Source organism: Acinetobacter sp. YH12138 (genome assembly GCF_015218525.1).
Lineage (GTDB): Bacteria > Pseudomonadota > Gammaproteobacteria > Pseudomonadales > Moraxellaceae > Acinetobacter > Acinetobacter amyesii.
Genome location: NZ_CP048670.1, coordinates 1,640,757 through 1,654,436 on the forward strand (window position 1 = coordinate 1,640,757; position 13,680 = coordinate 1,654,436).

The window sequence follows — 13,680 nt, forward strand, 5'->3', positions numbered from 1 at the left end:
CTTTGATTAAAATGGCAGGTTGCTTGATGCAACCAACTGTTTCTATAACCATTGTTTTGTCATTCATTTTGCAACTTCCTGTGCAAAGCTATTATTGAAATAAATTTGATACATTTATTATTTATTTTAGTTTTAAAAAGTATCATTAATCGAATTTAGGTTGAAATTCATTATTCGTCAATGCTATTTACAAAAAAAGATACAGATATATCTATGAAATAAAAAAAAGGAATCATATTGATTCCTTTTTTGGTCGAGTCGAAATTATACATCACGTTCGACAAGCGTTAAGATGTCATAGGTTGCAACCAATTCACCACGTTGGTTTTTCACTTTAATGTCCCACACCACCACGCCGTGAGGTTTTTGTTCTGGATCACGCAAGGTTTTTGGTGTTTTTTGCTTACAGGTCAGTTCCACTTGAATGGTGTCGCCAATTTTGACTGGCTCTACAAAACGTAAATTATCCATACCGTAATTGGCAATAACAGGGCCAGCTGCGGCATCTACAAATAAACCGGCTGCTGCAGATACAATAAAGTAACCATGCGCAACGCGTTCACCAAATAATGATTCTGCAGCGGCAATTTTATCCATATGTGCATAGAAGTAGTCGCCACTCAAACCACCAAAATTAACGATATCTGCTTCGGTAATGGTGCGTCGTGCAGTCAGTAAACGCTCACCAATACGCAGTTCATCAAATGACTTTTTAAATGGATGCACGCGATCTTCAAAGACTTGTGCACCTGCTGTCCAGCGATGACCAATTTGGGTTAAAACATTTGGTGAGCCTTGTAATGCTGTACGTTGCATATAATGTTTGACTGCACGTAAGCCTCCTAATTCTTCACCACCACCCGCACGCCCAGGTCCACCATGGACTAAAAGTGGTAGGGGTGAACCATGACCTGTACTTTCACGTGAACTTTCCGTATCTAGAATATGCAGGCGACCGTGCCATGGTGCAATTTTTGCGACTAAGCTTTCAATATTTTCATCCGCATTGCGTACAATGGATGCCACCAAACTGCCTTCACCTTTTGCAACCAAGGTTGCCAACTCGCTTTCTGTGCTATACGGCATCAGTGTCACCACTGGGCCAAACGCTTCAACCTGATGGACGTACTGTGCATCAAGTGGTTGACGGCAAAGTAAGACTGTAGGTGGATATAAGGCTGATTTTTCATGATATGCACCATTTACCGTGATATCTTGGCGTAAATGACTGCCAAAAATAATGTCAGCATCTTGTGCCAATATTTCGACTTTTTCTGCAACATCGAGCTTTTGTTTATAGCTCGCCAAAGCACCCATCGTCACACTTTCTTGGCTTGGATCACCCAATACGACTTTTTTTAGCTTCTCAATCAAACGCTGTTGCACCGTCTCTAATAAAGCCGTAGGGACAAATGCCCGGCGAATCGCGGTACATTTTTGTCCGGCTTTGGTGGTCATTTCACGGAAAATTTCACGGACAAACAAATCAATGCTTTCATCTGAGGCTTGTGCTGTCAGGATGGCACTGTTGACTGAATCGGCTTCCATACTAAATGGAATGGAATAGGCATTTAAATGCGGATGCAAACGTAATTTTTGTCCCGTAGAGGCAGAACCAGTAAATGTCACGGTGTCTTGTTCAGTTAAATGTTCAAAGAGATCGTAGGTTTGACCACAGATCAGTTGTAGAGCACCTTCAGGTAAGAAACCACTTTCATGAATGGCCTTCACCACTGCATGGGTCAACTGAGCACCTTCTGTTGCAGGTTTGACAATACAAGGCACACCCGCTAATAAAGTCGGTGCAATTTTTTCCAGCATGCCCCAAATCGGGAAGTTAAAGGCATTGATATGCACTGCCACGCCAGCTTTGGGACTCAGTAAATGCTTAGCACCAAATGAACCATGTTTAGACAGTTGAATAAAATCATCCTCAATCCAAACTTTTTCATCGCTCAGCTCACGGCGGACTAAACTTGAGTAGGCAAATAAAGTGCCGATACCGCCTTCGATATCAATCCATGCATCTTTACGGGTACAGCCCGTTGCTGCGGCAAGCGCATAGTAGTCTTCTTTACGTTCCAATAAGTACTGTGCAATTTGCTTTAATGCATTGGCACGTTGATGAAAGGTCCAATTGGCAACACTTGAACCATGCGTTTTGGCATATTGCACCACGGCTTGAGTGTCAATGCCATGACTACTGACTTGGTAAATGGCTTGACCTGAAATGGCGTGAAATACTGTACGTAAGTCTGCTGATGCAACGTGTTCTTGTCCAAGAACCAATGAACTTAAGCGCAGTAAAGATTCCGATGGCTCATATTTGCCATCCACTGAAATGGTATTGTCTTGTGAATTTTGCTCAAGATCCAACATCGATATAACTCCATTTATGATACGTTGTTAATATTAAATTTATAATATGCGTTTCATAAATTGCATTCAAAAAAACAGATTGTCAATCAAATTCCCTGTTAAAAAAATTATTTTTTAGTATGAAAAAAATATTAATTAAATAAAAACAATATCTTATTAATAGGTGTTAAAAATATTTATATGATACCAATAAAAATCAATTGAATTATTTTTTGTATCGTATTAATTTGAATCTAACAACACTTGGGATAAGTGAGACAACATGAACACGCAACAACAAAGATTTGATGACAACATTGTCAATAATGTATCGATTGAGCCAAAGGATTGGATGCCAGACGCTTATCGTAAAACTTTAATTCGCCAAATTGGACAACATGCACATTCTGAAGTGATTGGTATGTTGCCAGAAGGCAATTGGATTACCCGTGCGCCCACCTTAAAACGTAAAGCGGTATTACTTGCCAAAGTACAAGACGAAGCAGGTCACGCGTTATATCTCTATAGCGCAGCTGAGACCTTAGGCGCAGATCGTGACGATATGATGGATAAACTGATTGCAGGTCGCATGAAGTATTCATCAATCTTTAATTATCCAACCTTAAGTTGGGCAGATGTCGCAGCCATTGGTTGGTTGGTCGATGGCGCGGCGATTGTCAATCAGGTTGCTTTATGCCGTACCTCGTATGGTCCTTATGCACGTGCCATGGTGCGTATTTGTAAAGAAGAAAGTTTCCATCAACGTCAAGGCTTTGAAGCCATGATGCGTTTAGCAGAAGGCACACCTGAACAAAAACAAATGGCGCAAGATGCAGTCAATCGTTTTTGGTGGCCTGCACTCATGATGTTTGGTCCAAGTGATGACAATTCACCGAACAGTGAACAAAGCATGAATTGGAAAATTAAGCTGTTTAGTAATGATGCCTTACGTCAAAAATTCGTGGATAACACCGTGCCACAAGTTTTACAGCTTGGTTTAACTGTGCCAGATCCAGACCTGAAGTGGAATGAAGAGACCGGTCATTATGAGTTTGGTGAAGTGAATTGGACTGAATTCTTTAATGTGATCGCAGGTAAAGGTCCATGCAACCATGAACGTATTGAAGCACGTCGTAAAGCATGGGAAGGCGGCAAATGGGTTCGTGATGCAGCAGCAAGCTATGCCAAAAAACAACAGCAATTCAATGATACGCGCAAAATTGCATAAGCATTTAAGTCATCAATGACATACAGGAAGTTTAATCATGGATAACAAAAACAATTGGTCTTTATACGAAGTCTTCGTACGTAGCAAACAAGGTTTAAGCCATCGACATGTGGGTAGCTTACGCGCACCGGATGATGAAATTGCCTTACAAAATGCGCGTGACGTGTATACCCGTCGCAACGAAGGTATCAGTATTTGGGTGGTCAAATCTGAGTTAATTACTTGTTCACAACCAGATGAAAAAGCGGAGTTTTTTGAACCACATTTGGATAAGGTTTACCGTCATCCAACCTTTTACAACATTCCACACGGCATTGAGCATATGTAATTGGAGGATCACAGCATGACCAATAAAGTTTTATCCGAATTTCTATTACACATTGGTGACAGCCAACTGATTTTGTCACATCGTTTAGCGGAATGGTGTGGGCATGCACCTGAACTTGAGCTTGATATTGCACTTGCGAATATTGGCTTGGACTTATTAGGTCAGGCACGTATTGCGCTTTCACTGGCAGGGAGTATTGAAGGTTTAGGACGTGATGAAGATCGTTTAGCGTACTTCCGAACTGAGCGTGAATATCGCAATTTACTGCTCTGTGAACAACCCAATGGCGACTTTGCACAGACCATCGTACGTCAATGGTTAATGGATCATTATCATGCCTTGTTATTTGCCGCGTTAAGCAATAGCAACAATGCCGAACTGTCTGCCTTTGCGATTAAGTCTCTCAAAGAAGTGAAATATCACCAACGTTTTTCAACAGCTTGGATGGAGCGCTTAAGTCTGGGTACGCAAGAAGCACATGACAAGGTGCAACATGGTTTAAATCAATTGTGGCGTTTCACCGAAGAGCTATTTGCACTGACTAACGATGAAAAACAATTGGTAGAAGCCGGCATTGTTCCTGACTTAACAATATTACCTGCGAAATGGTTAGAACTGATTCAATCGGAATTAACGCGTTTCGAGCTACAACTACCACAAGAGGGAGCCTACCGTAGCGGAGCCAAGCAAGGTTTGCATACTGAACATTTAGGTTATGTCCTTGCCGAGTTGCAATATTTACAACGCAGCTATCCAGAGATGGTGTGGTAATCACAGCGTTCACAGGGAGTGAGTGACATGAACCGAATTCAACACGTTGAGCAGCAATGTTGGGAGATTTTACAACAGGTGTCTGACCCAGAAATTCCGGTGTTATCGGTCTTGGATTTGGGCATGATTCGTGGTGTAGAACTCAATGCAAGCCAAGAGATTGTGGTGCGTTTGACCCCAACTTATAGCGGTTGTCCTGCCACTGATTTACTCAAAGACGAAATCAAAACAGCGTTGTTGGCGCATGACATTCACCCTGTCAAAGTAGTGGTGGATTTATCTGAGGCATGGACCACGGATTGGATGAGTGAATCAGGTAAAGAAAAGCTACGTGAATACGGTATTGCACCACCACAAGGTTCATCTCATCTGTGTGGTACGCATGTGGCGCTGACGGATGGCGTGGCTTGCCCACATTGTGGCAGTGCACATACACAGCTGTTAAGCGAGTTTAGTTCTACTGCATGTAAAGCCTTATACCGCTGCAAAGACTGCTTAGAACCCTTTGATTACTTTAAATGTATTTAATCTAATGGACCTCGATGTGCGCTGAACAGCATAGCAATAAAATAAAAGAAGGATTTTAACAATGAGTCAATTTATTCCCTTAACCATTAAATCAATCCAGCCGCAAACGGAAAATGCCATTTGTATTTCTTTTGCTGTGCAAGATGAACAAACCTCAGCGTTTCAATATCAACCAGGTCAACACCTGACTATTCGCCATCTCACAGAGCAAGGTGAAATTCGTCGTTGCTATTCGATTTGTAGCGATGTGCAAGAAGATATGAGTATTGCCATTAAAAAAATTGACCAAGGTCAATTTTCAACATGGGCAAATGAACACCTCAAAGTAGGGGATGTGTTAGAGGTGATGCCACCTCAAGGGGTGTTTTTCCAAAAAGCAGCAAAAGTCGGTGGACAACATTATTTAGGCTTTGCTGCAGGCAGTGGAATTACGCCAATTTTATCCATCGTGAAATCAGTGCTGAATCGTCAGCAAGATGCCACATTTACACTGGTTTATGGCAATCGTTCATGGAAACAAACCATGTTTGCTGAACAAATCATGGATCTTAAAGATCGCTTTCATCAGCGTTTGCAATTGGTGAATATTTTTTCACGTGAATTGAATGACAGCGAGATCTTTAACGGTCGTATTGATGCTGAAAAGCTCCAGCAGTTGGCCAAAGCCGGTTTGATTCGTACAGATACCGATCACTGTTTTGCCTGTGGTCCAGAAGAGATGATGACGGCCGTTGAGGAAATTTTGCCGACGCTAGGGATTGAGCGCAGCAAGATTCATACAGAACGCTTTAATACAGGTACGACTACAAAAGCATCAGCACAACAAGTTGCGCAACGTAGTGAAGAAAAGGTCAACATTATTTTAGATGGTCGTGAGTTGATCATTGAGGTATCAAAACAAGATGACAGCATCCTCGATGCCGCATTACGTGCAGGTGCAGATTTACCTTATGCCTGTAAAGGTGGGGTGTGTGCCACCTGTAAGTGTAAGGTACTTGAAGGTGAAGTCGAGATGGCCATCAACTACAGTCTTGAAGAGGATGAAGTTGCAAGAGGTTTTGTCTTGAGCTGCCAAGCCCGTCCAACCACTGCCAATGTATGCTTAAGTTTTGATGAATAACGCCGTGTGGAATGAAAGTATGGACATGCAATATCTAAAAAGTAGTTCTCCAAAAACCGGTGTAGTGCTCATTGAACTGAATCGCCCTGAAAAACGCAATGCCTTAAACAATGCCACATTGCAAGAGCTCGCGGATTATCTAACAACCTTAGATACAGACCGTGAAGTGCGTGCAGTCGTGATTACAGGTCATTCACAATGCTTTGCTGCAGGTGCGGATTTGAATGAGCTTGCCCAACTTGATGTGGTCAGCATTCAACAGGATCAACGACCACAGTTGTGGAAGCGGATTGATGAGTTTTCAAAGCCTTTAATTATGGCCGTCAACGGTTATGCCTTAGGCGCAGGTTTTGAATTGGCATTGCATGGTGACATTGTGTTGAGTGGTGAAAATGCACAATTTGCTTTACCAGAAATTGGTTTAGGCATGTTGCCCGGTGCAGGTGGAACACAGCGTTTGGCACGTCTCGTCGGTCAGCAACTGTGTATGCGTTGGGCAATGACTGGTGAAATGATCAGCGCCCAGACCGCATTGCAACACGGGATCAGCAGTCAAATTTGCCCAACAGCTTTAACGGTGCAATATGCCGTTGAATTGGCAGAAAAAATTGCCAAGCAAGCACCCTTGGCGATTCGTTTGATTAAACAGTCGCTAAAAAGTATTCATGAAGTGACCCTAAGCCAGGGTTTAAAACTCGAGCGTCAACATTTTGTGTGGTTGGCAGCAACCCAAGATCGTCAGGAAGGCATTCAAGCTTTCTTAGAAAAAAGACAACCCGCATTTAGAGGTGTGTAATGGATTACCAAACAATTATTGTCGAAGAAAAAAATGCAGTCGGTTATTTAACCTTTAACCGTCCAAAGCAACTTAATAGCTTTAATGAAACTATGCACAAAGAAGTCTCAGGAGTTCTCAAAGCATGGGCAAAAAATGCTGAGATTCGTGCAGTGGTGATTTCTGCGGAAGGTCGAGGTTTTTGTGCAGGACAAGATTTAAGCGACCGCGTGGTTGATCCGAATGCCGATGCACCTGATTTAGGCCGCTCGATTGAAATGTATTATAACCCACTGATCAAACTGATTACTGAAATGCCGAAACCAGTGCTGTGTGCAGTGAATGGTGTAGCAGCGGGTGCAGGTGCCAACATTGCTTTGGCGTGTGATATTGTACTGGCTGCAAAATCAGCATCCTTTATTCAAGCCTTTTGTCGTTTAGGTTTAGTTCCAGATTCGGGTGGAACATGGTTTTTGCCACGTTTGGTTGGTCGTGCACAAGCAATGGCTTTGGCTATGCTTGGCGATAAGATTCCTGCTGAGCAAGCACAACAATTGGGCATGATTTGGCAAGTGGTTGAAGACGAAAAACTGAAAGCCGAAGCCAGCAAATTGGCAGAACATTTAGCGACACAACCCACTTATGGTTTGTCATTGATTAAAAAAGCCATTCATGCTGCAGCAGCTAATAGTCTCGATGAGCAATTGATTTTAGAACGTGATTTACAGCGTTTAGCAGGGCGTAGCAGTGACTATCGTGAAGGCGTACAAGCCTTTATGCAAAAACGTACACCACAATATACAGGATGCTAAATCATGGCAGAACTTCATTTACAGCATGCCCCTGTGGCAGTGATTGGTGCCGGTACCATGGGCATCGGCATTGCACAATTGGCGGCCATGCATGGCCATCCGACCCATGTGTATGATGTCGATCCACAACGTGTAGAAAGTTCTTTTGCTGCACTAAAACAGCAATTACAAAAACGTGTAGATGCCGGAAAAATGGCGGCTGATCTCTTGCAACTGACCTTGTCCAATTTAAACGTGGCAGCGGATTTACACGAATTAGCAGACAGCCAACTGATTGTAGAAGCGATTGTAGAAAACAAAGACGTTAAACAAAAGCTATTTCAACAGCTTGCTGATATCTGCTCGCCTGAGACGATCTTTGCATCCAATACATCTTCAATCTCGATTACTGCGATTGCTGCCAATATTCCACATCCAGAACGCGTGGTCGGTTTGCATTTCTTTAACCCAGCACCAGTGATGAAGTTAGTGGAAGTGATCGCAGGCTTAAAAACAGACCCAGCAATTTCTGATGCTTTAGTCAGCTTGATGACAGCATGGAAAAAAGTGCCAGTACGTGCAAAATCCACCCCTGGTTTTATCGTCAATCGTATAGCACGTCCTTATTATGCGGAAGGATTTCGTGCCCTGCAGGAAAATGCCACCACACCTGAGCAGCTTGATTTTATCATGCGTGAATGTGGACGCTTTTCGATGGGGCCGTGTGAGCTGACCGATTTAATTGGCCAAGACATTAATTTTTCTGTCACACAGAGTGTCTATGATGCCTTTTTTGATGAACCGCGTTATCGTCCATCCTTAATTCAAAAAGAATTAGTCGATGCAGGCTGTTTCGGTCGCAAAACTCAACAGGGTTTTTATGACTATCGAACGGAACATTCTAAAAAAGTGTATCAACTCCCTGTGATTTACAGTAAATCACCTGAAAAAATTGAGGTGGTGGTCAAAGGTGATTGGTCACATTCACTGGGTTTAATCGCACTATTACAACAATCTGCACATATTCATCTGCGTATTGAAGCGGCGCCTACGGCTGAAATTCTCATTGGTGATGTGTCTTTACGTTTATCAATGGGGCAATCTGCCGCGATTGATTATGCAACACAAAAAGTGGTGTTGATGGATTGGCATGGCGATTGGTCACAAGCCAAAGCCATTGCAGTTACAGCTTCACCAGCGTGTACAGCGATAGATCAAAAAACGATTGAACAGTTGTTTATCGGTCTAAATATTATTCCGATTTGGTCTCAGGATCATCCAGGATTATATGTACTGCGCACTATTGCCATGTTGGTCAATGAGGGATGCGAGGCCGTTTTACATCAAATTGCGTCTGAACAAGACATTGATGCAGCCATGAAATTTGCTGTGAATTATCCTAAAGGACCATTCCAATGGGCACAAGAATTAGGATACAACATTATTTTACAGACTTTGCAAAATCTGTATCGTATTTATGGTGAAGAGCGTTATCGTCCTAATCTATATTTATTAAAAAAAGCGGCACAAGGACATGTGTCAACGCAGCAGCCATTACGCGCTGCCAGTTAAGGATAAAATGATGCAAGACGTATTTATTTTTGATGGGATTCGTACCCCAATTGGGCGCTATGCCGGTGGTTTAAGTAGTATTCGTACTGATGATTTGGCTGCATTGCCGATTCAGTATTTGAAGCAACAACATCCAAATTTGCCTTGGACGGAGGTCGATGAAGTGATTCTCGGCTGTGCCAACCAAGCGGGTGAAGACAATCGTAACGTGGCACGGATGGCAAGCTTGCTTGCCGGTTTACCTGACAGTGTACCTGCCATTACCGTAAACCGTTTATGTGCTTCAGGTCTTGATGCAGTTGGTCTTGCTTCGCGTGCTATTAAATCAGGTGAAGCGCAGTTTGTCTTGGCAGGTGGTGTGGAAAGCATGTCTCGTGCGCCATTTGTTCAGTCTAAACCGACGAGTGCATTTAGCCGTACACCTGAAATTTTTGATACCACGATTGGTTGGCGTTTTATCAATCCTGCATTTAAAGACAATTTTGGTGTGGACAGCATGCCAGAAACCGCTGAGAACGTGGCAGAAAAATACAATATCAGCCGTGCCGATCAAGACCAATTTGCCTACAACAGTCAGCAAAAAGTCGCAAAAGCACAGGCTGAAGGTCGCTTTGAGCGTGAGATTCTACCAGTTGAGATTAAAAGCAAAAAAGGTGTAGTGCATGTTGTTCTCGATGAACATCCACGTGCAGAAACCACACTAGAGGCTTTAAATGCACTTAAAGCACCATTTCGTAAAGAAGGAGGTTCGGTCACAGCAGGCAATGCATCAGGTGTCAATGATGGTGCTGCATGTTTACTCTTAGGTAATAACGCCTTTGCTGAGCAGCATGGTTTAACTCCCCAAGTGAAAGTTTTAGGGATCGCAAGTGCTGGTGTAGAAGCACGTTATATGGGTATTGGGCCTGTACCTGCAGTGCGTAAAGTTTTAGCACAAACGGGCTTAACTTTAGAGCAAATGGATGTGATTGAACTCAATGAAGCCTTTGCAGCACAAGCTTTAGCTGTGATTCGTGAACTTGGATTACAAGACAAGGATCCTAGAATTAATCCAAATGGTGGTGCAATTGCACTGGGTCATCCACTCGGGATGAGCGGAACACGTTTGGTGCTCACTGCGATGCATCAACTCAAAATTCAACAAGGGAAATATGCGCTGTGCACCATGTGTGTGGGCGTTGGGCAAGGTGTTGCCTTAGTACTCGAAAATATCAATTCAGGACGTAATTGATTGACATAAAACCAGCTGTCGCGATGACTGCGTAAGGAGTAAGACAATGAATAAAAATGCAATGGAACACATCGAAACCGCATCAGTAGATGAATTACGTCAACTGCAAGTTGAGCGTTTAAAAAAGACGCTCAATCATGCTTATCATAACAGCACGGTGTATAAGCAAAAGTTTGATGAAGCAGGTGTACATCCGGATGATTTTAAACATCTTGAGGACTTAGCAAAATTCCCTTTTACCACCAAAAAAGATTTACGTGACAATTATCCATTTGGCATGTTTGCGGTGCCTCAAGAGCAAATTGTGCGCGTACATGCTTCATCGGGCACCACAGGTCAACCGACGGTGGTTGGCTATACCGAACATGACATCAATATCTGGTCGGACGTAGTCGCACGATCGCTGCGTGCTGCAGGGCTAAGCAGTAAAGACACCATTCAAGTGTCGTATGGTTATGGTTTATTTACCGGTGGCTTAGGTGCACATTATGGCGTAGAGCGTTTGGGTGCTACTGTCATTCCAATGTCAGGCGGGCAAACAGACAAACAAGCGCAGTTAATTCACGATTTTAAACCAACAGCACTCATGGTGACACCATCGTATTGCTTGAATATCATTGAAGCTCTTGAGAAAAAGTTTGGTTCAGCCAAAGACTGTTCTATTAAAACTGGTGTATTTGGTGCTGAACCTTGGACCAATGAAATGCGTAAAGAAATTGAAGCGCGTTTAGGTATTGATGCCTTAGACATTTATGGCTTATCTGAAGTCATGGGTCCTGGGGTAGCAATGGAATGTTTAGAATCCAAAGATGGTCCAACCATTTGGGAAGATCATTTCTATCCAGAAATTATCAATCCTGAAACGGGTGAAGTGGTGCAAGATGGTGAACTGGGTGAATTGGTTTTTACTACCATCACCAAAGAAGGCATGCCGGTGATTCGTTATCGTACCCGTGATCTGACGCGTTTACTGCCAGGCACAGCACGTACCATGCGTCGTATGGATAAAATTGTCGGTCGCAGTGATGACATGATGATTATTCGTGGTGTGAATGTGTTCCCATCGCAAATTGAAGAGCAAATTTTGCAAATTCCACAATTAATTGCCAATTATCAGATTCATATTTGTAAGCAAGGTCACTTGGATACATTGCATATTCGCACTGAAATGCGTCAAGATAGCAGTCCTCAATTGGCGACGCAGCTTGCAAACCAATTAAAATCACAGATTAAAACCATGGTGGGGATTAGTGTGAGTGTTGAAGTGCTGAATGAAGGGAGTTTACCTCGCTCTGAAGGCAAAGCGCAGCGCGTTTTTGATATTCGACAATCCGCTTAAATGAACATGCCTGACGATAAAGGTCGTCAGGCAATTCAATAGGTAAATGAAAACGCAATGAATCCTAAATTAAAACAAATTATTGATGAGTTTATTCAACGTGAAGCGCTCAGTGGGACTTCATTGGTCATGACCATTTTTGGTGATAGCATTTATCACCGTGGCGGTGTCATCAGTCTTGCGAGCTTAATTCAGCTAATGGACGTATTTGGCTTGAATGAACGTTCAGTGCGTACGGCGGTCTTTCGTTTGGTACAAAATGGCTGGCTCAGTTCAGAGAAAATTGGTCGCACCAGTTATTACCGTATTACTGAAAGTAGTCGTCAGCGTTTTATCATGGCCGATCAGAAAATCTATGGCTTTAGTCATAAAGATTGGGATAAAAAGTGGGACTTGGTGCTACTGAGCTCAGTTGAACTTGAAAACAAATTGGTGTTAAAGAAAGAGCTTGAGTGGTTAGGGTTTGCCAATATTGCAACCAATGTCATGGCGTATCCGGGCTGTGATCAACAAAAGCTGCAAAACTTATTACTCAGTCATCAAATGACCGATCAAGTGGTGGTATTTCGTGCCGAAACCTTAGAACTTTGGCAAGAATCTTATCCCACCATTAAACGTATGGTGGTTGTGAATTGGCCTATTCAAGAATTACATCAACGCTATGAAAAATTCATTAGTGATTTTCGTGAGTTTTTCTATTTTGTTGAGCAAGAAGAAGAAATAGATTCTGTCCAAGCCTTTCAAATTCGTATCTTATTGATTCATCAGTTCCGTCGTATTTTACTTAAAGATCCAAATTTACCATTTGACTTGTTACCGACGGACTGGCTGTCGTTAATTGCACGTAATTTAAGTACCAATTTGTATCAGGCGGTATTTATGGCAGGCGATGAGTTTTTCTTAAATGTTGCACGTACGGCTGAAGGCAGTATGCCGCCCGCACACCCACAGTTCTATAAACGTTTTGGTGGTTTAAAACAGCCAGATTTGAGCTATTAAGTTAGCGTCTAATTTAAAATTAACAATAAGGATAGAACAATGCCGTGCTATGCCATTGATGGCGTGATTCCTGTGGTCGATCCTCAGGCTTATGTACACCCAAACGCCGTGTTGATTGGCGATGTGATTATTGAGGCAGGGGTTTATATTGGACCTTTTGCTGCCTTACGTGCTGACTTTGGCCGTATTCATATTCAAAAAAATGCCAATGTTCAAGACTCTTGTACCATTCATGGGTTTCCAAACAGTGTGACTTTAGTGGAAGAGTATGGTCATGTGGGGCATGGTGCTATTTTGCATGGCTGTGTGGTACGCAAGAATGCCCTCATTGGCATGAATAGTGTGATTCTCGATGAAGCTGTGATTGGGGAAAATGTGATTATAGGTGCCAACAGTACAGTTAAGGCAAAAGCAGATATTCCTAATAATATGCTGGTATTGGGCAGTCCTGCACGGGTGGTGAGAGCCTTAACCGATCAAGAAATTGCTTGGAAACGTCATGGTACGGCGCAGTACATTGAGTTAACCGAGCGTTGTCTCAACAGTCTACAAGTGGTAGAACCTTTACCCCATGACACAGCAGAACGCTTAACATATAAAAATTTTCAGGCAGATCATGTCTTAAAGCAACAGATATAAG

General features: G+C 42.7%; 13 protein-coding genes. 12 read left to right on the plus strand and 1 reads right to left on the minus strand.

What is annotated here, in order from left to right:
- Positions 1-264 precede the first annotated feature (264 nt).
- Complete coding sequence (gene paaZ / locus G0029_RS07980) at positions 265-2,379, minus strand: phenylacetic acid degradation bifunctional protein PaaZ (protein ID WP_180107019.1); 2,115 nt, start codon at positions 2,377-2,379, stop codon at positions 265-267.
- Between the two features lie 262 nt (positions 2,380-2,641).
- Here paaZ and paaA point away from each other — a divergent pair, with 262 nt between their 5' ends.
- From paaA to G0029_RS08040, 12 genes are all read left to right on the plus strand, one after another.
- Complete coding sequence (paaA, locus tag G0029_RS07985) at positions 2,642-3,586, plus strand: 1,2-phenylacetyl-CoA epoxidase subunit PaaA (RefSeq protein WP_111884663.1); 945 nt, start codon at positions 2,642-2,644, stop codon at positions 3,584-3,586.
- Between the two features lie 37 nt (positions 3,587-3,623).
- A complete protein-coding gene (gene paaB, locus G0029_RS07990; protein WP_078193737.1) occupies positions 3,624-3,914 on the plus strand; it encodes a 1,2-phenylacetyl-CoA epoxidase subunit PaaB in 291 nt (96 codons plus the stop codon).
- Positions 3,915-3,929: 15 nt separating this feature from the next.
- Positions 3,930-4,685 (plus strand): 1,2-phenylacetyl-CoA epoxidase subunit PaaC, encoded by a 756-nt coding sequence (gene paaC, locus G0029_RS07995; protein ID WP_180107018.1) that lies wholly within the window; start codon positions 3,930-3,932, stop codon positions 4,683-4,685.
- Positions 4,686-4,712: 27 nt separating this feature from the next.
- The gene (gene paaD, locus G0029_RS08000; RefSeq protein WP_180107017.1) at positions 4,713-5,213 is read left to right on the plus strand and encodes a 1,2-phenylacetyl-CoA epoxidase subunit PaaD; all 501 of its coding nucleotides are present in this window, start codon (positions 4,713-4,715) and stop codon (positions 5,211-5,213) included.
- A 61-nt stretch (positions 5,214-5,274) separates the two neighbouring features.
- Positions 5,275-6,333 (plus strand): 1,2-phenylacetyl-CoA epoxidase subunit PaaE, encoded by a 1,059-nt coding sequence (paaE, locus tag G0029_RS08005; protein WP_180107016.1) that lies wholly within the window; start codon positions 5,275-5,277, stop codon positions 6,331-6,333.
- 25 nt (positions 6,334-6,358) lie between these two features.
- Positions 6,359-7,129 carry an enoyl-CoA hydratase-related protein gene (locus G0029_RS08010; protein ID WP_180109891.1) on the plus strand — a complete coding sequence of 257 codons (771 nt, stop codon included), beginning with the start codon at positions 6,359-6,361 and terminating at the stop codon, positions 7,127-7,129.
- Positions 7,129-7,920 carry a 2-(1,2-epoxy-1,2-dihydrophenyl)acetyl-CoA isomerase PaaG gene (paaG, locus tag G0029_RS08015; protein WP_078193733.1) on the plus strand — a complete coding sequence of 264 codons (792 nt, stop codon included), beginning with the start codon at positions 7,129-7,131 and terminating at the stop codon, positions 7,918-7,920. Before G0029_RS08010 ends, paaG begins: the two co-directional genes overlap by 1 nt.
- Before the next feature lie 3 nt (positions 7,921-7,923).
- A complete protein-coding gene (locus G0029_RS08020; RefSeq protein WP_180107014.1) occupies positions 7,924-9,471 on the plus strand; it encodes a 3-hydroxyacyl-CoA dehydrogenase in 1,548 nt (515 codons plus the stop codon).
- A gap of 10 nt (positions 9,472-9,481) precedes the next feature.
- Positions 9,482-10,702: a 3-oxoadipyl-CoA thiolase gene (pcaF, locus tag G0029_RS08025; protein ID WP_180107012.1), complete on the plus strand. Its 1,221-nt coding sequence runs from the start codon at positions 9,482-9,484 to the stop codon at positions 10,700-10,702.
- 46 nt (positions 10,703-10,748) lie between these two features.
- Positions 10,749-12,041: a phenylacetate--CoA ligase PaaK gene (gene paaK / locus G0029_RS08030; protein ID WP_180107009.1), complete on the plus strand. Its 1,293-nt coding sequence runs from the start codon at positions 10,749-10,751 to the stop codon at positions 12,039-12,041.
- Between the two features lie 57 nt (positions 12,042-12,098).
- Positions 12,099-13,040: a PaaX family transcriptional regulator C-terminal domain-containing protein gene (locus G0029_RS08035; protein ID WP_180107007.1), complete on the plus strand. Its 942-nt coding sequence runs from the start codon at positions 12,099-12,101 to the stop codon at positions 13,038-13,040.
- A gap of 39 nt (positions 13,041-13,079) precedes the next feature.
- Positions 13,080-13,679 carry a gamma carbonic anhydrase family protein gene (locus tag G0029_RS08040; protein ID WP_180079108.1) on the plus strand — a complete coding sequence of 200 codons (600 nt, stop codon included), beginning with the start codon at positions 13,080-13,082 and terminating at the stop codon, positions 13,677-13,679.
- The last annotated feature ends 1 nt before the right edge of the window (position 13,680 follow it).